At 70.6% G+C, this 19,252-nt stretch carries 22 protein-coding genes and 5 tRNA genes; 13 read left to right on the top strand and 14 right to left on the bottom strand.

All coding sequences use genetic code 11. The annotated features are described in order from the left end of the window. Positions 1–145: 145 nt before the first annotated feature. Together ACZZ9K_RS02090 and ACZZ9K_RS02085 are read left to right on the top strand one after the other, a co-directional pair. The gene (locus ACZZ9K_RS02090) at positions 146–739 is read left to right on the top strand and encodes a molybdopterin-dependent oxidoreductase (protein ID WP_463443218.1); all 594 of its coding nucleotides are present in this window, start codon (positions 146–148) and stop codon (positions 737–739) included. Next, positions 736–1,797, top strand: coding sequence for a DUF6510 family protein (locus ACZZ9K_RS02085; protein ID WP_463443217.1), 1,062 nt, complete (start codon positions 736–738; stop codon positions 1,795–1,797). The genes ACZZ9K_RS02090 and ACZZ9K_RS02085 overlap by 4 nt, the downstream gene beginning before the upstream one ends. Positions 1,798–2,081: 284 nt before the next feature. On the opposite strand, the gene ACZZ9K_RS02080 is transcribed toward ACZZ9K_RS02085, so the two are convergent. Continuing rightward, a tRNA-Gly gene (locus tag ACZZ9K_RS02080) sits at positions 2,082–2,153 on the bottom strand. A gap of 133 nt (positions 2,154–2,286) precedes the next feature. Here ACZZ9K_RS02080 and ACZZ9K_RS02075 point away from each other — a divergent pair. Then, a complete protein-coding gene (locus ACZZ9K_RS02075) occupies positions 2,287–2,493 on the top strand; it encodes a hypothetical protein (RefSeq protein ID WP_463443216.1) in 207 nt (68 codons plus the stop codon). Between the two features lie 82 nt (positions 2,494–2,575). Here ACZZ9K_RS02075 and ACZZ9K_RS02070 read toward each other — a convergent pair whose 3' ends face one another. From ACZZ9K_RS02070 to ACZZ9K_RS02060, 3 genes are all read right to left on the bottom strand, one after another. Continuing rightward, complete coding sequence (locus ACZZ9K_RS02070; protein WP_463443215.1) at positions 2,576–3,958, bottom strand: hypothetical protein; 1,383 nt, start codon at positions 3,956–3,958, stop codon at positions 2,576–2,578. A 65-nt stretch (positions 3,959–4,023) separates the two neighbouring features. Then, complete coding sequence (locus ACZZ9K_RS02065) at positions 4,024–4,239, bottom strand: hypothetical protein (protein WP_139178758.1); 216 nt, start codon at positions 4,237–4,239, stop codon at positions 4,024–4,026. 74 nt (positions 4,240–4,313) lie between these two features. Continuing rightward, positions 4,314–4,907, bottom strand: coding sequence for an HdeD family acid-resistance protein (locus ACZZ9K_RS02060; RefSeq protein ID WP_463443214.1), 594 nt, complete (start codon positions 4,905–4,907; stop codon positions 4,314–4,316). A gap of 257 nt (positions 4,908–5,164) precedes the next feature. Between ACZZ9K_RS02060 and ACZZ9K_RS02055 the strand changes: the two genes are divergently transcribed. The 4 genes from ACZZ9K_RS02055 to ACZZ9K_RS02040 all read left to right on the top strand — a co-directional run bounded on the left by ACZZ9K_RS02055 (position 5,165) and on the right by ACZZ9K_RS02040 (position 9,135). Further along, positions 5,165–5,908 carry an HpcH/HpaI aldolase family protein gene (locus ACZZ9K_RS02055; RefSeq protein ID WP_463443213.1) on the top strand — a complete coding sequence of 248 codons (744 nt, stop codon included), beginning with the start codon at positions 5,165–5,167 and terminating at the stop codon, positions 5,906–5,908. A 159-nt stretch (positions 5,909–6,067) separates the two neighbouring features. Continuing rightward, complete coding sequence (locus tag ACZZ9K_RS02050; protein WP_463443212.1) at positions 6,068–7,723, top strand: catalase; 1,656 nt, start codon at positions 6,068–6,070, stop codon at positions 7,721–7,723. A 303-nt stretch (positions 7,724–8,026) separates the two neighbouring features. Then, positions 8,027–8,479, top strand: coding sequence for a hypothetical protein (locus tag ACZZ9K_RS02045; RefSeq protein WP_138803300.1), 453 nt, complete (start codon positions 8,027–8,029; stop codon positions 8,477–8,479). Continuing rightward, entirely contained in the window at positions 8,476–9,135 is a 660-nt protein-coding gene (locus tag ACZZ9K_RS02040) for an alcohol dehydrogenase catalytic domain-containing protein (protein WP_463443211.1), read from the top strand. The genes ACZZ9K_RS02045 and ACZZ9K_RS02040 overlap by 4 nt, the downstream gene beginning before the upstream one ends. A 3-nt stretch (positions 9,136–9,138) precedes the next feature. On the opposite strand, the gene ACZZ9K_RS02035 is transcribed toward ACZZ9K_RS02040, so the two are convergent. From ACZZ9K_RS02035 to ACZZ9K_RS02025, 3 genes are all read right to left on the bottom strand, one after another. Beyond that, positions 9,139–10,191, bottom strand: a complete 1,053-nt coding sequence (locus ACZZ9K_RS02035; protein WP_214558301.1) for a BLUF domain-containing protein — start codon at positions 10,189–10,191, stop codon at positions 9,139–9,141. A 246-nt stretch (positions 10,192–10,437) separates the two neighbouring features. Beyond that, positions 10,438–10,932: a hypothetical protein gene (locus ACZZ9K_RS02030; RefSeq protein WP_138803295.1), complete on the bottom strand. Its 495-nt coding sequence runs from the start codon at positions 10,930–10,932 to the stop codon at positions 10,438–10,440. A 76-nt stretch (positions 10,933–11,008) separates the two neighbouring features. After that, positions 11,009–11,155, bottom strand: a complete 147-nt coding sequence (locus tag ACZZ9K_RS02025; RefSeq protein WP_173033777.1) for a hypothetical protein — start codon at positions 11,153–11,155, stop codon at positions 11,009–11,011. Positions 11,156–11,314: 159 nt separating this feature from the next. Between ACZZ9K_RS02025 and ACZZ9K_RS02020 the strand changes: the two genes are divergently transcribed. Both ACZZ9K_RS02020 and ACZZ9K_RS02015 read left to right on the top strand, forming a co-directional pair. Beyond that, positions 11,315–11,527: a hypothetical protein gene (locus tag ACZZ9K_RS02020; protein ID WP_463443210.1), complete on the top strand. Its 213-nt coding sequence runs from the start codon at positions 11,315–11,317 to the stop codon at positions 11,525–11,527. A gap of 21 nt (positions 11,528–11,548) precedes the next feature. Beyond that, entirely contained in the window at positions 11,549–11,776 is a 228-nt protein-coding gene (locus tag ACZZ9K_RS02015) for a hypothetical protein (protein ID WP_463443209.1), read from the top strand. Positions 11,777–11,801: 25 nt separating this feature from the next. On the opposite strand, the gene ACZZ9K_RS02010 is transcribed toward ACZZ9K_RS02015, so the two are convergent. Further along, a complete protein-coding gene (locus ACZZ9K_RS02010) occupies positions 11,802–12,986 on the bottom strand; it encodes an MFS transporter (RefSeq protein ID WP_463443208.1) in 1,185 nt (394 codons plus the stop codon). 135 nt (positions 12,987–13,121) lie between these two features. Here ACZZ9K_RS02010 and ACZZ9K_RS02005 point away from each other — a divergent pair, with 135 nt between their 5' ends. Both ACZZ9K_RS02005 and ACZZ9K_RS02000 read left to right on the top strand, forming a co-directional pair. Further along, positions 13,122–13,583: a hypothetical protein gene (locus ACZZ9K_RS02005; RefSeq protein ID WP_463443207.1), complete on the top strand. Its 462-nt coding sequence runs from the start codon at positions 13,122–13,124 to the stop codon at positions 13,581–13,583. A 301-nt stretch (positions 13,584–13,884) separates the two neighbouring features. Then, on the top strand, positions 13,885–14,862 hold the full coding sequence (locus ACZZ9K_RS02000; RefSeq protein WP_463443206.1) for a hypothetical protein: 978 nt from the start codon (positions 13,885–13,887) through the stop codon (positions 14,860–14,862). Here ACZZ9K_RS02000 and ACZZ9K_RS01995 read toward each other — a convergent pair. Further along, positions 14,859–15,833: a DUF6891 domain-containing protein gene (locus ACZZ9K_RS01995; protein WP_463443205.1), complete on the bottom strand. Its 975-nt coding sequence runs from the start codon at positions 15,831–15,833 to the stop codon at positions 14,859–14,861. The genes ACZZ9K_RS02000 and ACZZ9K_RS01995 overlap by 4 nt on opposite strands. A gap of 98 nt (positions 15,834–15,931) precedes the next feature. Next, complete coding sequence (locus ACZZ9K_RS01990; protein ID WP_463443204.1) at positions 15,932–17,065, bottom strand: YwqG family protein; 1,134 nt, start codon at positions 17,063–17,065, stop codon at positions 15,932–15,934. Between the two features lie 539 nt (positions 17,066–17,604). Here ACZZ9K_RS01990 and ACZZ9K_RS01985 point away from each other — a divergent pair. Further along, on the top strand, positions 17,605–17,802 hold the full coding sequence (locus ACZZ9K_RS01985; protein ID WP_463443203.1) for a hypothetical protein: 198 nt from the start codon (positions 17,605–17,607) through the stop codon (positions 17,800–17,802). Between the two features lie 200 nt (positions 17,803–18,002). Here the strand turns inward: ACZZ9K_RS01985 and ACZZ9K_RS01980 are convergent, their stop codons facing one another. The 4 genes from ACZZ9K_RS01980 to ACZZ9K_RS01965 form a co-directional block, all read right to left on the bottom strand. Next, entirely contained in the window at positions 18,003–18,383 is a 381-nt protein-coding gene (locus ACZZ9K_RS01980; RefSeq protein ID WP_463443202.1) for a hypothetical protein, read from the bottom strand. Positions 18,384–18,503: 120 nt separating this feature from the next. Continuing rightward, positions 18,504–18,578: transfer RNA gene (locus tag ACZZ9K_RS01975), tRNA-Val, on the bottom strand. A 47-nt stretch (positions 18,579–18,625) separates the two neighbouring features. Further along, positions 18,626–18,699 (bottom strand) — tRNA-Cys (locus ACZZ9K_RS01970). 82 nt (positions 18,700–18,781) lie between these two features. Then, positions 18,782–18,853, bottom strand: a tRNA-Gly gene (locus ACZZ9K_RS01965). A gap of 215 nt (positions 18,854–19,068) precedes the next feature. Here ACZZ9K_RS01965 and ACZZ9K_RS01960 point away from each other — a divergent pair. Continuing rightward, positions 19,069–19,141 (top strand) — tRNA-Val (locus ACZZ9K_RS01960). The last annotated feature ends 111 nt before the right edge of the window (positions 19,142–19,252 follow it).

Here is a 19,252-nt window from a genome sequence, read left to right as displayed (position 1 = left end):
CGTCCGACCCGATCGGCGAGCCCGCGCGGATCTGCCGCCGCGCACGACCGTTCCGACCACGGGTGGAACGTTTACCAACCCGTTACACGGGCGCGCCCGGTTCGCGGCATGATCGGGAACGCACCGACGTCCGACGAGGAGGACCATGGCCACGTTCACCCGCGGGTTCGGCGGTCGACGCGACGACCGGGACGACACCCGCATCCCGCCCGGTCAGACCCTGGTCCGCGACTGGCCCGTCCTGTCCGCCGGAGCGACGCCCGACATCGAGCCGACCGACTGGGCCTTCTCGATCCGCACCGAGTCCGGCCTGCACCAGTGGACCTGGGACGAGGTGCACGCGCTCGGCGTCGAAGACGTCACCGTCGACATCCACTGCGTCACGCACTGGACCAAGCTCGACATGCCGTGGCGGGGTGTCCCGCTCGACCGCCTGTTCGAGGACATCGAGACCGAACTCGACTACTGCATGGTGCACAGCTACGGCGGGTACACGACCAACGTCCCGCTCGACGAGCTGCTCGACGGCAAGTCCTGGATCGCGTTCGAGGCCGACGGCGAGCCCCTGACGCCCGAGCACGGCGGGCCCGCCCGCCTGCTGGTGCCCCACCTGTACTTCTGGAAGAGCGCCAAGTGGGTGCGCGGCATCGTCATGCAGTCCGACGACGAACCCGGCTTCTGGGAGAACGCGGGCTACAACCTGCACGGCGACCCGTGGAAGGAAGAGCGGTACTGGTGACGCTCCCCGACACCGGCCTGGAGGCACGGATCACCCCCGTCGCTCGTCCCACCACGCGCAGGCGGCCGGCCTGGCACGCCGCGACCGTCGCGTCCGTCGGCCGCGAGACGACGAACGCGCGCCGGATCGTCCTCGACGTCCCCACCTGGCCGGGCAACGACCCCGGGCAGCACCTGGACCTGCGGCTGACCGCCGAGGACGGCTACCAGGCACAGCGCTCCTACTCCATCGCGTCGGCCGGCCCCGCGACCGACGTCGTGCTCGCGGTCGACCGGGTGGACGGCGGCGAGGTCTCGCCGTTCCTCGTCGACGCCGTCGAGGTCGGCGACGCGCTCGAGGTCCACGGACCCCTGGGCGGCTGGTTCGTCTGGCGGCCGGGCGAGTCCACCCGTCCGGTGCAGCTCATCGCCGGCGGCTCCGGCATCGTGCCGCTCGTCGCGATGGTGACCGCCCACGCCGAGGCGGACGACCCGGCGCCCTTCCGGCTCCTCGCGGCCGTCCGCACTCCGGACGACGTGTTCTTCCGTGCGGAACTCGACCAGGCGCTCGCGAGCCGGGCACCGCTCGAGGTGGCCCACGTGTACAGCCGCACCGCGCCTCCAGGCTCGTCCGTGCCGGCCGGCCGGCTGACGCGGGACGCGCTCGCTGCCGCGGTGTTCCCGCCGGACGCGGGCGCCCTGGTCTACGTGTGCGGGTCGACGCCGTTCGTCGAGCAGGTGCTGCGCTGGCTCACCGAGCTCGGACACGACACGAGTGACGTGCGCGCCGAACGGTTCGGGGGGCAACTGATGGTCGTCGTGGACGGCAACGCGCTGGCGGGGACGCTGGCCGACAGTCTGGGACCCGAGCCGACCGTGGTCGCCCTGCGCTGCGCCGGGTGCGGTTCGCTCGGGGTGCTCGGGCAGACCACCGTCCACCGCTCCGCGATGGGGTCGGTGGCGCGCTGCCGCGGGTGCGACACGGTGCTCGTCACGGTCGTCGAGTCGGGAACCCGGCGCTGGGTGGGATTGCCCGGTGCCCGCACGATGTCGGTGCGATTACCGGACGGCCTCGAGTAGCACAAGGCTCGATCGGCGGGTCGTGCGGAGTTCTTGCGGGTTCCCGCAACCCTGGATCCGGTTCCCACCCGAACGGGGGACGGCTCCGGATACATCCTCGGAACTGCGCCGGGCCACCCACCCAGCGCGTGCCGGTGGGGGCAGGGTCGCCTCCGCGCCCGGTGGGCGCGGGTACCCGAAGCCTGCGCCCGCCGGGCCCCCACGCCTTCGGTGCTGCGACGCCCCGCAACGACGGAACCCCCGCCGCTCTTCCGAGCGACGGGGGTTCCGGTCTTCCTGTTCTGAGCGGATGACGAGATTCGAACTCGCGACCCTCACCTTGGCAAGGTGATGCGCTACCACTGCGCCACATCCGCGTTCACACGCCGTGCTGGCCGTGCGGAGATGACTCTACCCGAAGAAGGGCGGCATCACCGGTTCCGGTGCAGGTTCCGGGCGTGTCCGGCGCGGCGCGGGCCGTCCGTCAGGTCGACGGAGTTCGATCGGACCATGAGCTACGTGCACGACAATCCCGGCGGGACCGAGGCCCACGGCGTCGACCTGGTCGACGGTGACGCCCCCGTGATCCGGATCCTGGTGCACGGCGACCTGCCGACCACGATCGAGCACGAGGGCCGCACCTGGCTCGCGACGGGCGACGCCCACGACGCGGGCGACGACGACACCCCGCCGATCGCGATCTACCGCCCGGTCTGAACCGGCGGGTCCGGCTGGGCTGACCGATCCGGGTGCGCCCGGGCCGTGTGCCGCCGGGCCATGTGGCGTGTACGCCCGGCCGTCAGTGGCCGCGGACGTCACCCGTCAGGATCGCGTGCTCGACACCCGCTGACAGCTCGTCGTGCAGGGCGTCCGCGAAGAACTCGCCGGCACCCAGGCTGATGAGGTGCGCGACCGCGGCCTCCGCGGCCGGGAACCCGGGCTCCCACTCGTCGTGCAGGAACGCGCGGACGTGTCCGGACTCGTGCACGACGACCACGCCGATGTGCTCGTGCCGCGTGCCGTCCTCGAGCACGGCGTCGAAGACGATGGGCTCGGTGTCCTCGCCGAGTTCCTCGAGCAGGACGGTGCCGGTGCCCGGCCACTCCGTCCGGTACGGCGGCAGGTCGGGGGCGTGCAGGTGCCCGGCGAGCTCGTCCGACGCCGACTCGATGTGCCCGGTGGACAGGTACTCGTCGACGACGTCGTGGATGCGGGCGTGCAGGTCCGGCTCGTACTGCCACCAGCGCTGGTGCACGGTGCGGAGCCACTCCTGGGTCGCGGCGTCGGCCGAGGCCGAGATCCCCACGAGCTGCGGTGCGGTGCCCGGTGACCCGACGACCTCGAGCTGTTCGTCGTGCGTCTCGACCGTGATCGACCCCGTGGTCTCGTCCGGGTGCACGCCGTGGACGTCCTCGGGCGCGGCGGCCCAGATGCTGGCGGGGAGCTTCGGCGGCAGGTCGAACGGCACCGCGATCGCCGGTTGCGTCATCGCGTGGTCGATCGCGTCGCCGAGGTGCACCTCGTCCGACCGGGACCCCATCACGATGCCACCGGCCGGCGGCACGAGCGACAGGCGTTCCAGGTCGTCCGGCGCGGCGTTCATCGAGGTGAGCACCGCGGTGTCGGCCCACTGCACGAACGCGCCGGCTGACCGGTCGTCCTCGCCGAACGGCACGTCCCACACCGTCGGGTCCGTGAGCACCCACGAAGCGGTGCGCCCGGCCGGTCCGTGGCGGACGGCGTCGACGATCGCCGGCACCAGTCCGGGCAGCCCCCGGTACGCCGGGCGGACCGTGAGTCGGTCGACGGCGAGCAGGTCGGGCTTGCCGAGCATCTCGGCGGCGTGGGTCTGCAGCGAGAAGAACGTCTCCCCCGTCGCGTCCTGTGCGGCGACGGCGGACGCGAAGGCCCCGGCGACGTCGGAGACCTGGTAGCCGAGCACCAGTGCCTCGAGCGACTCCGGTGCACGGCTCGTGAACGCGGTGACCTCGGCGACGGAGACCGCCTCGGTCTCGTCGTCGTCGGTGATCGGGACGCGGACGTCGATCACCCACCGGTCGACGTCCTGCCCGGGGTAGGCGTCACCGTCCTCGTCCGAGATCGTGATGTGCACCAGGCGCAGGGAACCGTCCCAGGCGTCGTGGACGTGCTGGGCGATGGCGGCATCGGGGTCGTCGTTCACGGACGCAACGGTACCGGTGCGCGCGGCGTCGGTGCGTCGGTGCACCTCGCCTCGACGGTCCCCGCTCAGATCAGGGCGCGAGCGGCGAGCACGACGGCCGCTCCCCCGACGGTGAGCGCCGCGAGCACCGACAGCACCACCGCGACGGTGTCCCGCCGGGCCGGGGCGCTCGAGCGGACGGCACCGGCCACGAGCTGTTGCGCCGCCGCCAGGGAGGCTGCGCTCCCGAGCGGCCGGTCGTCCTGGTCGAACGCCAGGAACCGCTCACGGACGTGCAGCACGAGCCCCAGGCTGGTTCCGTGGTCGCGCGCCACCCACGACTTCGGTCCCTGTTGCTCCCACCGCACGGCGAGCATCAGGGGCCGGGGACCGGAACGCCGGCCCGCTCCCCCTCCGGACTCGGCCAGCTGAACGCGACGACGAGCTGGACGACACCGAACACGATGAGGACGCTCCCCACCGCGGCCACCGTCACCAGCGCGCCGAGACCCGGCAGGTTCATCACCAGGATCCCGCTCAGCACACTGAGCACGGCGAGCACCACGGTCAGCGGGCGGCGGCCCACCCACGGTGCGTAGATGAGTGCGATGCCCTCGAGGATCCAGGCGAACCCGAGCAGCAGCGCCACCCACCGCGCCCCGATCGGTGGGAACACGATCGCGACGACACCGCCGGCGACCACCAGCGCCCCGAGGACCACCAGCCCGACCTGACGCCACCAGACCCCAGGGCGCAGCCGGAGTCCCCGGACGACCAGCGCCGCCCCCGACACGACCAGGTAGATCCCGAAGACCCACGACACCGCGAACAGCGTCGCGTGGGACAGGACGATCGCAGCCAGTCCGGCGAGCACGCCCACGGCGCCGACGATCCCGAACGCCAGACGGAGTCCGTCGCTGCCCGGCGGACGCGAGCCCGTCTGCTGGCCGACGTCACCTTCGTCACGCATGTCCGCCCGACCTTCCTGCAGGTCCCGACTGGTGTGGTGCTGGTTGGTGCTGGCGACCTGTGACCGCCCGTGCAGTGCGTCCTGCGCACAGGACTACACCCGAAGGTGAGCAGTTGTCCATGTCCCATGCGTGCGCATGGGGGCGCGGGCTGTCCCGGCACCGCCGTGGGAGGGTCGAGGTCCCCGTGGGCGGTAGCCTGGCGCGCCGGACGCCGAACCATCGGCGCTCGCGGTCGCAGACGAGACGGAGGACCACGGTGCCAGCACTCGGAGACGGCCGCGCCGACGGTGTGTGGTGCACCCTCGGCGAACCCCGCACCACCGCACAGATCGCGCAGAACGGGTTCGCCTGGCTCGGTCTCGACGCCCAGCACGGCGCCTTCGACGACGCCACGCTCCTGGCGACGATGCCGGCGCTCGCCGCGGTCGCACCGCAGGTCCCCGTCGCCGTCCGGGTCGCCGAGGGCTCGGACGCCGCGATCGGCCGTGCGCTCGACCTCGGCGCCGACATCGTGATCGTCCCGATGATCGAGACCGTCGAGCAGGCCGAGCACGCCGTCCGTGCCGCGCACTACCCACCGCGGGGCCGACGGAGCTGGGGGCCGATGGCGGGACTCTGGGGCGGCGTGGCACCGTCCGCCGCCGCTGCCGATCCCGAGGTGTGGGTGATGCTCGAGACACCCGAGGGTCTCCGTGCCGCAGAGCAGATCATGGCGGTCCCGGGCGTCTCGGCGGTGTTCGTCGGCCCCTTCGACCTGTCGATCGGACTGGGCATCGAGCTGGACGCACTGCTGCACGACGACGGCGCACTCCCCGCGATCGTCGCCGCAGCCCGCCGCGCGGGCAAGCACACCGGCGCCTTCGCCGGCGACCTGGCCCGCGCCGAACGGCTCCGCGCGCTCGGGTTCGACCGCGTCGCCGTCGTCACCGACGGGACCCTGCTCGCCCACGGTGCAGCCGCGGTGCTCGGTGCCGCAGCCACCGGTCGCACCTCGTACTGACGGGCCGTCAGCGGCGAAGTACTGACGGGCCGTCCGCGGCGAACGCACCGGCGACCGGCCCTCGTCCGCGTCCTCGACGCCGCTGGGAGGGCGTGCCCGCGCCCCGGTCCACACTCGGTCGGGAACCCGAGCCGACCGCGACCGCAGAGAGGACGAGACATGACCGACGTCTCCAGCCAACCGCCCGCCGAGGGCGACGACCGCCGCATCCTGACGAACCGCCAGGGCCACCCCGTCTCCGACAACCAGAACCAGCGCACCGTCGGAGCCCGTGGCCCGGCGACGCTCGAGAACTACCAGTTCCTCGAGAAGATCAGCCACTTCGACCGCGAACGGATCCCGGAGCGGGTCGTGCACGCCCGCGGTGCGGTCGCCTTCGGGTACTTCGAGGCCACCGGCGCGTGGGGTGACGAACCCATCGCGCAGTACACCCGCGCGAAGCTGTTCCAGGAGCCCGGCAAGCGCACCGACCTGGCGATCCGGTTCTCCACCGTGATCGGCGGCCGTGACTCCTCCGAGGCCGCCCGCGACCCGCGCGGCTTCGCCGTGAAGTTCTACACCGAGGACGGCAACTGGGACCTCGTCGGCAACAACCTCGGCGTCTTCTTCATCCGCGACGCCATCAAGTTCCCCGACGTCATCCACTCCCTCAAGCCCGACCCCGTGACCTTCCGGCAGGAGCCGGCGCGCATCTTCGACTTCATGTCGCAGACCCCCGAGTCGATGCACATGCTCGTCAACCTGTTCAGCCCACGCGGCATCCCCGCGAACTACCGCACCCAGCAGGGCTTCGGCGTGAACACCTACAAGTGGGTGAACGCGGACGGTGACACCAAGCTCGTCAAGTACCACTGGATCCCGTCGGGGGGCGTGTCGTCGATGACCGAGGCCGACGCCGCCGCCGTGCAGGCCGGCGACCTCGGGCACGCGTCGAAGGACCTGTACGAGGCGATCGAGCGCGGTGAGTACCCCGAGTGGGAGCTCCGTGTGCAGCTCATGGACGACCACGAGCACCCGGAGCTCGACTTCGACCCGCTCGACGACACGAAGGTGTGGCCGGAGAACGAGTTCCCGCCGAAGCCCGTCGGCAAGATGGTCCTGAACCGCAACGTCACGAACCACTTCGCCGAGAACGAGCAACTGTCCTTCGGCACCGGCGTGCTCGTCGACGGCCTGGACTTCTCCGACGACAAGATGCTCGTCGGCCGCACGTTCTCGTACTCGGACACACAGCGCTACCGCGTGGGCCCGAACTACCTGCAACTGCCGGTGAACGCCCCGAAGAACGGTGCCGTCGCGACCAACCAGCGCGACGGACAGATGGCGTACCACCAGGACCACGGCGGCGAGAACCCGCACGTCAACTACGAGCCGTCGATCACCGGCGGCCTGCGCGAGGCGGAGTACCCGACCCACGACGACCAGGGGCCGGAGATCGTCGGGCGCCTCACCCGCAAGCGGATCCCCCGGACGAAGGACTACACCCAGGCCGGCCAGCGGTACCTGCTCCTGCAGGACTGGGAGCGCGACGACCTCGTCGCGAACTTCGTCGACCTCATCTCGCAGGCGGCCCGTCCGGTGCAGGAGCGCATGCTCTGGCACTTCTACATGGTCGAGGACGACCTGGGTCGTCGCGTGGGCGAGGGCCTCGGCATCACCCTCGACGAGGTCAAGGAGCTGCCCCCGCTGCAGTCTCAGACGCTCAGCGACGACGAGCTTGCCCGCCTGGCGAACCTCGGCCACAACGGCTCCCGCGACGTCGAGGGCCTGATGATGACGCACTGCGTCCCCGACGAACGCGCCGTGCGCGTCTGAGACGCGACCCCACGACGGACGGGAGGCCCGGTGCCAGCTGGCACCGGGCCTCCCGTCCGTCTCGCTGCCGTCACCTGCCGCAGCGCATCACGGACAACCCGGGACGGCGCCAGGGAAGCCACGCTCATGGTGGATCGACCGGAGCGACTCCGCGACCCCGACCGGCACGATCACGCGGTCGCCGCTCCCGTCCCGTTGATCCGCACCGATGCGACTCAAGGAGGCCGCGATGGAACACACGAATCCCCGTCGGTTGGGCGCGAACGCGCCCGCTGCCGACCGACTCCTCGCTGGGACAGCACGATGAGGGCCCGAAACCTCGCCGCCGCTGCGATGGTCACCGCTGCCGTCGGCATCGTCGTCTCGCGCCGTCGACGCGGCGCACCCGGGCCCACACGGAAGGTGCTGGCCGAACCGCGTTCCGGCTGGCACGCGGTCACGGTGAACCGCGGGCAGGACGCGGTGCTGCCAGGCGGGCGGATCCCCGCGCCGCTCACGGCGTTCGGGCAGGACGTCGAGGTGGAGGCCCGTCCCGCGCCCGGCGATCGCGGCACCGAGCTCCGTGCCCGCTTCCGAGGCGGCGGCTCGGACACACGGGGTCGGCTGCGGGCCGCTCTGCGTGAGGCGAAGCAACTCATCGAGGTCGGCGAGGTGCTCCGGGTGGATCCGGTCCCCCACGGCCGACGGAAGGCCACACCCACCGGTGCGTTGGTGGACGTGGCGACGAAACGGAGCAACGAGGAGGGTGTGCTGTGAAGGAGCTCTGTTGGACCGGGGTCAACGAGACCGCGGTGGAGACGGTGGAGGACCCGAAGATCCTCAACGATCACGACGTGATCCTGAAGGTGCGTCTGAGCACCACCTGCGGCTCGGACCTGCACCTGCTCGGCGGGTACATCCCGACCATGCGATCCGGTGACGTCCTGGGGCACGAGTTCATGGGCGAGGTCGTCGAGACGGGATCGGCCGTCACGAAGCACAAGGTGGGCGACCGGGTCGTCGTCTGTTCGTTCATCGCCTGCGGGCAGTGCTGGTACTGCACCCACGGGCAGTTCTCACTCTGCGACAACGGCAACCCGAACCCGGGTTTGACCGAGGCGATGTGGGGGTCGTCGATCGGCGGCTGCTTCGCCTACAGCCACGCGCTCGGCGGGTTCGCGGGCAGCCACGCCGAGTACGTCCGCGTGCCCTACGCCGACCAGGGGGCGTTCACGGTCCCCGACGGCGTGTCCGACACGGCCGCCCTGTTCGCCTCCGACGCCGCACCCACGGGGTGGACCGGAGCCGACCTGGCCGGGATCGCACCGGGCGACACCGTCGCAGTGTGGGGCGCCGGTGGTGTGGGCCAGATGGCCGACGGTGCGGAGTCGGCGTTCGGACCGATCCCCCGGACCGTGCGTCTGGTGCGTTGAGGGTCAGTCCCCCGCCGGCGCGGAGATGTCCCACACGGTTGTCTCCTCGTACTGTTCGGACCAGCCGCGGCGCATCCGTGCGGCGGCACGGTCGAACGCGTCGACGACGTCGGTGTCCGGCGTCAGCAGCGCCTGCAGGCGGATGCCGTCGTAGAGGGCGAGCAGCTGCTGTGCCCCGCGGATCGGGTCCATCGTCGCCGGTTCGCGGCCGGCGCGGACGTCCTCCTGCAGCGCGGTGCGGACGGTCTCGCGGAACTGCAGGTACGCAGACCGGTAGTAGTCGGCGCCGTCCGTCGACGGGTCGGTCGAGATGGCCAGCGTCGCGGCGATCAGACGCATGAGGGACGGGTCCTCGGCGTGGGCGGAGAGCAGCGCGTGCAGGAACGCGACCGTGCCCTTCTCGCCGGCGAGCGGCAGCAGCGGTGCCGACACCGCGCGGGTCCACCGCATCACCGCGGCGGCCAGCAGTGCGTGCTCGGAGGGGAAGAGCTCGAGGATCTCGGCCTGCCGCATCCCCGACCGGGACGCGACGCCCTCGAGCGAGAAGCGTGAGAGTCCGCCGTCGTGGAGGACCGCGATCGCACCGTTGACCGCCCGGGTGCGCGGGACCTCCTCGTCGGCGGCGTTCTGGTTCGTCAGTGGTGCCAGCGGGTGCTTCCGGAACCAGTCCAGGAGTGCGCGAGCGCGGGAGGCCCCGAACGCCGGGTCGGTCGGGCGACCCTGGCTGAACAGGTCGCTGAACCCCGGAACGTCGTGCATCAGCGGGTCGAGGGACTGGAACGCCATCGACCAGTCCGGGAACGAGCGCTGTGTGATCGGCTCGTCGAGCAGCACCCGGACGTTCGTGTGCCGCGGGTCGGCTCGGACCTGGTCGAAGCGCTCCCGGACGACGTCGTCCTCGCCCTCGATGATCCCGATGCAGTTGTCGTCGCGGTGCGCGAGCATGCCGGTGACGCCGAGCCGGGTGTTCTTCTCTCGACCGACCGCCAGGATCTGGGCGAGTTCGGAATCCGTGATCGGACGGGTCTGGGTGCTGGTGTAGACGAGCGATCGCATGATGCTGCTTCCTGGTCGGACGGTCCCCCGGTGTGTGGGAGGCGCCGCCGTGTCGAACCCGAATCGACTCGACGGCACCTCGTGGTCACCGTAACCAGCGGCGACCACCTTCACTGCGACGCAAGACGGTCCGTGGCTGTTCGGCACCCGGAGGATGCCGACCTCTGAATGGAACCATCCGGCCGAGTCCGGCGGTACCCCCACTACGGGGAACGTACGTTCTCCGGCCGCTTTCCGGGGCGAGCGTCAGTGCGCGCGGTCGCCCGACGGGGGCGTCTCGACGATGCGCTCGCCCGTCGTCGGGTCCCACCCGATGGTGCGGGGTTCCGTTGCTCGCGAGCGTCGTTCCTCGCGCGGGAAGAACGGACGGGCACTGGGCAGGTAGCTGAGCACCGCGGCGACGACGACGCAAACGGTGTCGACGAGGTTCCAGCCCACGCCGTCGGTGGCGATGGTGATCACTTCGCTGCAGGCAGTCAGCCCGGCGATGATGGCGAGCCAGAGTCGCGCGTTCCCGGAGCCTCGTCCCATCCGCGTCGCGAGCCACACGAACACGGCCGACCAGGCGAGGACGAAGAGGAGCCCGAGCGAAGCCCCGATGATCGCGCCGCCGGCTTCGCGCATGGACACGACGATGCCGGGCGCCGCGGCCACGAGGCTGATGATGACGGACGCCCACCAGAGCGCCACGGCGATCGTGACGACCCGTGGTCGCGTGCGCGGTTCGGTGTGCTGTTCCATCAGGTGCTCCCCCGTCGTTCCGCTGGATGCGGCTCGACGATCCTACGGTGACGGCGCGGAACCACGGTCGCGCCTCCTAGGGGCGGTAGTCCTCACGACGTGGCGGGACCTGCGCCGCGTGCGAATCGGTGAACGGCTTCGCGCCCCGCATGCCGCCCATCGTCTTCGCGACCGTCGTGAGCAACCAGCCCAGTCCCCGTGCCACGGTGCTCAAGATCCTCATGGCGCCCCCTCGTCGGACCGACCTGCGGTGTCGGCCTCGTCCGGTCACACCGTACGCGGAGAAGCCGGATTCCCGCCAGGGACGGCAGCCTCTCGGTCCCGTCGTCGATCAGCGTCGCGCTGACGCTGGACGCCCGACCGGGGAGGAGTCGCGATGCCGGTGGCCCGCGAGCGAGTGCCGCTGTGGCGCACGCCCTGGTGGCACCCTCGCCGCTGGGAAGCCCGCATGTGGGTGCTGCTCGTCGCGGCTGCTGCTGGCGGCGTCCTCCGCGAAGTGGCGCATCCGTTCTCCGACGACGGGGTGCGGGCGGTCGCGAACTGGGTCGCCCTCTGCATCCCCGGGTGTGTGATCGCGTACGTCGTGATCGGTTGATGGAAGAAGGGTCTCACCACGTTGTGGAAGCTGTCGTGGCGCGAGCTCCGACGGATCCTGGTCGCGGCACCGCTCGGCATGCTGGCCCTGCGATTGCTCATCGAGGACGACGACGGGTGGTTGTGGTTGTTCGCAGGGGTGTCCGCCGCGCTCGTCGCGCTCGCGGTGGCTCGCTGGGTCGCTGCCCTCCGCGATCGTCGACGTCGGACCGACGTGTACGGGATCGTGTCCGCCGACCCGTACGCGTAGCTTCCGCTGGCCGTTCGTCCGTCCGCTACGCGTCCCGTGTGGCGGCCGTCTTCGACGGCAACCGCGACGCCACGAGCGTCCCGACCAGCGCCACCACCGCGAAGGCCGCGAACCCGAACGGCAGCCCGATCGCGCTGCCCACACCACCGACGACGAGCGGTCCGACGGCGTCCCCGGTCTCACGCCCGAGCTCCGCTGAGCCCATGGTCCGCCCGAGCCGCTCGGGCGGTGTCGTGCCGGCGAGGTGCGCGAACGCGACGGGTGTCAGCGTGGCGACACCGGCTCCGGCGAGCAGAGCCGCGATGAAGACGGCCACCGCCGAGGGTGCGATGGCGATCACCAGGAACGCAGCGGCCACCGCGGCCGTCCCGGCCACACCCGCCGCCCCGGTGCCGAGACGCCCGGCGTCGTGCAGTCGACCGGCGACGGGCTGCACGAGCGACGACGTCACCGCGAGGACGGCGACCGCGAGCGTCGACACCAGGAGCGGGATGCCGACCTCGGTACCGAGCGCCGGGAGCATACCGGTCAGCGCGCCGATCGCAGCGCTGCCGACTGCCAGGACGACGACCGGGATCAGGAACTGGCGCTCCGTGGCCGCTCGGACCATCACGGCGAGCGTGGCCCGCTGCCGGGGCAGGGGCACGATCGGCTCGACGGCGACGAGCACCGCCACCGCCGTCACGAGAGCCATCACGACGAGGATCCCGAAGAGCCACTGCGTGCTGCCGAACTGCACCACGAGTGCACCGATGACCGGTCCCCCGGCGTAGCCGAGACCCTTCCACGAGCCGTACCGACCGAAGTACGTCCCGCGACGGTGCGCCGGAACGAGGCGGGCGACCGCGGCGGACGATGCCGGCGAGAACGCGGAGGCGCCGGCACCCTGCAGCAGACGCGCGAGGCCGAGCCAGAACGGTCCGGTCCCGAACACGCCGATCAGTGAAGCTGCCGCGAAGACGACGAGTCCGCCGACGATCACCGGTCGCGGGCCGATGCGGTCGGACAGTGCGCCGAAGACCGGTTTGAGGACGAGTTCGGCGACGTCGTAGAGCGCCAGGAAGAGCCCCAGCCACGCGAGCGTCAGGCCGAGTTCGAGGTGCTCGCCACCGACCGCCGCGGCGATGCCGTTCGCCCCGAAGGCGGTCACGAACCCCGCGGCGTACAGCGGCGCGAGCCGAGGGGCGGTGGTCGTCGACGAGGCGGTCACGTGCTCACCTTGGCCGATCCCGGGCCGGACCGCCAACGCTCACGATCATTCGTCGTGACGGCGTCACGCTCTTCGTCGGCTCCCCCTGGCTCCGCCGCTCGCGGTCGTCAGCGACCGCGACGCATCATGGGTGGCATGAAACAGTGGACTGTGGCCGATACCACCGAGCTCATCGTCAAGAGCTGGTTGTGGATGACGCTCATCACCGCGCCGGTCGCCACCGTCATCGCCGTTGCGTGGTGGAACCCCATCGCCCTCTCCCTCTTCGTTCCGGCCTCGCTCATCTTCACCGGCATCGGAGCGGCCATCGGCGGCATCGCCTCCATCCCCTTCTCCTATGGACTCAGCCGAGCCCTGATGCGAGTCCGGAGCCGCCTCGTCCACGCCATCGCACACTCACTGCTCGCCGGCGCACTCGCGGCGGCCTGCCTCGCGCTCTTCCTCGTCATGAACGATGGGGACGACATCTGGACGTGGCCGCTCATCGCTTCCGCAGCCGCCGGCATCGCCGCAGCGATCGCACGGTGGCGGCTCGACCGCACCAGGATGACGGCAGGGCCGACACCAGCGGACGCCGTCGAAGACGCCGGGGCATAGCCGGACCACGACCAACGCCCGTCGGAACTCGGCGGCACAGGCAGCGACGGCCGGACGACCTGCGCCACACGGCGGCGAACCTGACCATGTCCGCTGGCGCACAGGTGCGGCTCGTACAGGACGTGCTCGGGCAGCAGCCGGTGCTCGCCCGGCCGGCTCCCGTCGTGGACCCGCCGCTCGGAAGTCCTGCTCGATTGGCGTCGGCAACGGTCCTGCAGGTGGCACACGTCCTTCCGGCAGATGAACTCGAGTTCGTCTGACGTGGCGACGGCCACGTCCGACCGGTCGATAGGGTCGGTTCGTGGGGAACTCCGTGACGCTGAACGTGCTGGCCGCTTCGTCGACGACGGCGGGAGACGACCCGGCTGTTCGCGCCGGCGAGGTCGACCTGGACGCGGTCACCGGTGAGTGGGAAGTGCAGTGGCTCCTGCCGTTCCTGTGGATGGGGCTCGTTCCCGAACCCTGGTTCGCAGCGCACGCTGACCGGCTCCTCGCAGCGCTTGCAGCTGGTGAAGACGAGAGCCCGGGCCTCACCGATGTCGTCGTGCCCTGGCCCACCGCTGCTGAGGCGTTCCGAACGCGGCTGCCAGCGGTGGTCGCCGTGTGGCCGGAGTTCGCTGAGCCCGCGAACCGGTTCCTCTCGGATGTCACCTCGGTGGCGGAGCGGACAACGAACCCCGTCATCCGACTGCAGCTCGATGAGCTGGTCACGGCGTCGTGGGGCGATGAAACGGAACTCAGCCGGTACGTCGCCGACGTCCTCGCTGACGCGGACCAATGGGACGACCCTCGACGCACCGCTGAGGGTCGGGTGTCCGACTTCCACCGGGCAGCGACAGCAGACGAGCCAGGCCGGTCGTTCCTGCTCGGTGGTGAATGGATGTACGGCGGGTCTTCGTTGCCGCGTGACGAACCGGTGCCGTTGCCGGCTCCGAGCCGGGCGGCACCATCTGCGCCGCACGATGCACGCGTCGACCGTCAGGCGGAGACGCCTCGGGTGCCGAGACCTTCGTGGATCAGCGAGCGGCAGTGGGCCGGCCGCTACGGGACCCGTGGTGAGGACCTCTGGCAGGTCGCAGCTCGGAAAGCCCGAGCGCAGGCGAACGTGTGGCCGTGGCACTGGGCAGTAGCGATCGCGGTGACGTTCGCAGTCGTGACGTGGCTCATCGTCGGCATGTTCTCCGACAGCATGCCGTGGGCAACCGTCGCCGGAGGAGTCGTCCTCGTCAGCGTTGCTGCGCTGTGGGGTCGCGCTGCAGCGCGAGCACGCCGAAGCTAGCGCAGCGGACGTCGCTGGTTCAACCGGGCGGTGCTGATGAACCGGTCGAGTGCGTCGCCGACGTCGTCGTGCCAGGAGCCGTCGGACCAGGCGCCGGCCTTCTCGTCGGTTGCCCAGACGTGCCAGCGGCCGTCCTCTTCGTCAAGCGCTGCCGCGTCGGCGGTCCCCCGCTCGCCGGGCCAGAGGACACGCAGGCGCTCGTTGGCGACCACCGCGCGGGCCTCGTCCAGGTCGGTGAACGGCAGCGGTTTCCGCCACTGGTCGATGACCACGCCGATGCGCTTGCTGGGGGTGCCGTCCCAGTCGATGTCGAACCCTCGGTCGGTGAGGACGCTGGCGACCCGCTCACCGGCGGTCAGCTGGGACCGTTCGTTGATGGCTGCTTCGCCGCGGGTGGAGAGCATCGACTTCGCGACCAGGTCGGGATCGATGTCAGGTGCTGGGCGGAACGACCCGTACGCGAGGCGGAGAACGCACCGGTGCAGGGCGAGCCCGTCCGTGTCCTGCTCGTGGAAGTACACGTACGCCCACTCTCGGTGTCCGTCGGGTGCTGTCTCGTCCGGGGTCCTCCGGTCACGTGATTCCAGGAACCCGTCGCTCTGGTCGACGCCGAGGTTCATCCCGGTGACGAAGCCGTCGCGGGCGAGCTCCGCGAAGGCGAACTGGAGACGGTCGTACTGGCTGCTGCGCCAGTCCCAGTTTGCTTCCTCTGTCCGGCGTGCATCCCAGATGAGTCGGGTGCGCTCGAGGACAGTGCGGCGGAGCTCGTCAAGGTCCGGTGCGTCGTCCTCGTACCATTCGATGACTGTTTCGACGATGTCGTCGAAGCGGCGGAACCCGGGCAGCATCTGCTCGGTGACCGTTTCGTCGATCATCTGCTCGTCGGGTGCAACCTCGTCGAGGATGTCGTACTCGGTCTGGTCGATGCTGTCGTCCGGCTTCCGCCGCCGCCACCTGTCGAAGATCCCCACGGACGGATCCTATGCGGCGACGGTGTCACGCCGCCCGGACGCGGACCACTGCGGGCTCAGGCAGACGAGGATGCTCGCGGAACCGTGCGGTTCGCGGCCTACGTCTGCGTGAGGACCTTCGCGTGACCGTGGCCGTCGGCGAAGACGTACGCGGACCCTCCGCCGAAGTTCGAGCCGAGGGGGTCCTCGTCGAGCATCGCGACGAACCGGTATCCGTCCGGCGTCTCGTCGTTCTGGATCCACGCCGGGTTCCCGCCCCACTGGCCGGCGACGGTGACACCGTCGGCGCGCGCTTCGATCAACGCGTCGAAGTAGTCATCCGCCCCTGCCTGGTGCACGCCGAGGAGCCATGGTTCACCGGTGAGCACGGCGGTGCCGGACGGTGATGCCGGTCGTCCGGCCGGGTGCAGGTCGCGTCCACCGACGACGATGGCGGCGTTGGACCCGGCGTCCGGGTCCCAGGACGGGCACGAGCCCGGGTCTGCCTGGCAGATGAAGACGAGGATGAGGCTGCCGTCGTACTCGAGCTGCGCGGTGAACTGCATCGGCTCGTCGTGTTCAGCGCAGGTCGGCCAGTCGAATCCATCGTGAACGGCGGGCAGCCCGCCGAGCCGCGAGGACACCAACGGCGCGGTGAGGTCCGACCGGTACGCGCCGAGGAGCCGAAGACCGGCTCGGGCTCGGTGCGCTGCGGCAGCGCCATGACCCCGGGTTGACGAGGACGCCGCGCTGAGGCGGATGCTCTCCGGCGTGCCGCTGCGGACGGCGGTCACGACGAACGACGGATCGTCGGTCGGGAGGTCCCATCGCAGGAGGGACCGGTACGGCTCCTTCCCTGTCCCGGTGAACGGGGCAGGACCGTTGTCCTCCGCAAGGAGCATCCGCTCGACCTGCCAGGCGTCCAGGGGTGGGTACCCGGCGGCAGTTGCCTCGGCGACGACTCGGGTTGCGGTTCGCCGAGCGGTCGCCTGCCGGCGCTGGCGGCCGCTCCGGTACAGGACGAGATGGAGCAGGTGCGCGACGATGGGGAACGGGAGCACCCACGCGGCCGCGAGGAGGGACGACTCCCTCTGACTGCGGTAGTCGAACGCGTCGTAGTAGACGGAGATGGCGATGTAAGCGATGACGCCGAACGTGTACACGAGCGTGTAGACGGCGCCGAACACCTTCAGCCCCGGCGGGGTGCGCACCGCGGCAGCAGCGCTGGTGTCGACGATGACGTCCGCCGGCATGTCCGTCGTCAACGGCGGGGACCGAGCGTGAGATCCGAGACGACGCCGATGACCGCCCCGCCGACGAACGATGCGACGGCATCTGCACCGGTGAGGACACCGGCGGACGGACGGTGTCGGTGTGGACGGTACGTGCTCATGCTGCTCCCCCGAGAGTGCTCTGCCCTCACGGTACCGCCAGATGCAGCGGGATCAGGCGGGGACCGCGTTGCACGTCGTCGCGGGCAGCGACATGCAGGAGCGCCAGCACTGTGAGGCAGTCGGTGACGAGGCGGAGGGGCCGGCCGGTGGTCGCCTGCTCGGTGGCGATGCGGATGCTGGCCGCTTCTGCTGCGGTGGAGTCGACCGTCGGATGGCACAGGCAAGTCGTTGCCCACCCTGGCCGACCACGGGCCGCACCGCCAACGTCGGGCGTGTCCGACCTCCGACGACCCCGTGTGCGGGCTCGTGGCAGCGGCTCGCCTCCGAGGTCATGGACGCTGCGGCGGCCGCTGCTTCGTTCCCGGGTTCGTGGTCGTCGTCGACGGCATCGTCGGGCCGTGGATGCTGCACCACTTCCGGATGCACTCGTCGACCAGGCGCCGATCCTCGCGATGTGGGCGCAGCTCTCCGCGCTCCGGTCGCTCGAACACCACGTGATCGACACGACGGGACACGCACCCTCGGAGACACTCACCGCGGTCCGTGCGGCCGTCGAGGCAGGCACGTTCCTGCTGCGCCGGAACCCGGTCAGCTGAGCGGCGCGGAGCGGGGCGGGGAACGGCAACGGGAACGACGAAAGGCCTGCAGGTCCGCCCCGGCGAAACCCCACAGGCAGCGACCGACGGAGTCTGACCCGACCGATCAACTGATCGACCCCGGGATCGCAGCACTGTTGAGGCGCCGGATCATCGGCTCGATCTGAACCATCCCGGTCGGCCTCGAGGGAACGCCGTCGCTACAGCCGGATCGCCCACTCGATGGTCGGCGGTGATCCACCACCGTGCCGGAGGGCGTAGTCGTCCAACACCGCCCGGCGGACGTCCACACCGCTCGCGAATCGTTCCAGGTGTGTCAGGAGCCAGTCTGCCGGCGCCTCGTCGATCTTCTCCTGCCACGTCGGGCCGAGCACTTCGTCCAGTTGGAGCACGGCAGCGTGGGTGTCACGGCCGTCGAACTCGTAGACCGCGACTCGGCGCGCGGTGAACGCCAGCCAGACTCCTCGTTCGATGACGACGTCGCCGGGGTCCCGATCGTTCCGCTGCCACTCGCAGACCTTGTGGAACAGCACCGGCGTGGTCGCGCGTCGGGCACGCTTCCACCTCGGGCCGATCTGCATGGCCACCACCGTACCGGGCGGGGTCCACGGAGCATCGCGGTCCTGGCGGACTGGGAACGGCGAGCAGACCGGAACGAAGAAAGCCCCCGACCGGACCTGGTGGTCCTGCCGGGGGCTTCGTGGTGGGCGATACTGGGATCGAACCAGTGACCTCTTCCGTGTCAGGGAAGCGCGCTACCGCTGCGCCAATCGCCCAAGTCCCTGCGTGGACCGGAGTCCATCAAGGTCTTGGAGGGTGGATCTGGAGGTGGGGACGGGATTCGAACCCGCGTGGACGGCTTTGCAGGCCGCTGCCTAGCCTCTCGGCCACCCCACCATCGAGGTTCACGTCTCCGTGAGTACCCGAACGGTGGGATACCCTCTGGTGAGTCGCGGGCCTTCGAGAAGACCCACACTCGAGCGGATGACGAGATTCGAACTCGCGACCCTCACCTTGGCAAGGTGATGCGCTACCACTGCGCCACATCCGCACTTGTCGTTCCGCTGTCGCGGCGACGACGTAAACTCTATACGCACCGGGGCACTTCCACCAAAATCCTCCCCGTTCACCGGGCGTGTCCCCCGAGTTCATGCGGATCGGGGCGGTTCGACACCCCCTGTGGGCAGCGCGCCACACCCGGGCCGCGCGATGTGTTCGATGCACCGCCGGACTTCCGCTAGTATCGATCCGCACGAACAGTGCAGGGGGCGATTGGCGCAGTTGGTAGCGCGCTTCGTTCACACCGAAGAGGTCATCAGTTCGAGTCTGGTATCGCCCACAGAGCAACACGAACACCACCGACAAGAGCCCGACGCAGCAGCGTCGGGCTCTTGTCATCTCATCAGGCCGCAGCACGCGGGCCAGACCACCAGCACGATCGGACGAAGGG

It is taken from the genome of Curtobacterium sp. AC268 (assembly GCF_979258745.1).
This window is presented reverse-complemented; position numbering and strand designations above follow the sequence as displayed.

Bases quoted from the DNA above. Each gene is read 5' to 3' on its own strand.
- ACZZ9K_RS02090 (WP_463443218.1), top strand. From the start codon at position 146: ATGGCCACGTTCACCCGCGGGTTCGGCGGTCGACGCGACGACCGGGAC.
- ACZZ9K_RS01990 (WP_463443204.1), bottom strand. From the start codon at position 17,065: ATGCCGGCGGACGTCATCGTCGACACCAGCGCTGCTGCCGCGGTGCGC.
- ACZZ9K_RS02030 (WP_138803295.1), bottom strand. From the start codon at position 10,932: ATGGAACAGCACACCGAACCGCGCACGCGACCACGGGTCGTCACGATC.
- ACZZ9K_RS02045 (WP_138803300.1), top strand. From the start codon at position 8,027: ATGAGGGCCCGAAACCTCGCCGCCGCTGCGATGGTCACCGCTGCCGTC.
- ACZZ9K_RS02035 (WP_214558301.1), bottom strand. From the start codon at position 10,191: ATGCGATCGCTCGTCTACACCAGCACCCAGACCCGTCCGATCACGGAT.
- ACZZ9K_RS02060 (WP_463443214.1), bottom strand. From the start codon at position 4,907: ATGCGTGACGAAGGTGACGTCGGCCAGCAGACGGGCTCGCGTCCGCCG.
- ACZZ9K_RS02050 (WP_463443212.1), top strand. From the start codon at position 6,068: ATGACCGACGTCTCCAGCCAACCGCCCGCCGAGGGCGACGACCGCCGC.
- ACZZ9K_RS01980 (WP_463443202.1), bottom strand. From the start codon at position 18,383: ATGCAGATCGGCCCGAGGTGGAAGCGTGCCCGACGCGCGACCACGCCG.
- ACZZ9K_RS02005 (WP_463443207.1), top strand. From the start codon at position 13,122: ATGAAACAGTGGACTGTGGCCGATACCACCGAGCTCATCGTCAAGAGC.
- ACZZ9K_RS02075 (WP_463443216.1), top strand. From the start codon at position 2,287: ATGAGCTACGTGCACGACAATCCCGGCGGGACCGAGGCCCACGGCGTC.
- ACZZ9K_RS02025 (WP_173033777.1), bottom strand. From the start codon at position 11,155: ATGAGGATCTTGAGCACCGTGGCACGGGGACTGGGCTGGTTGCTCACG.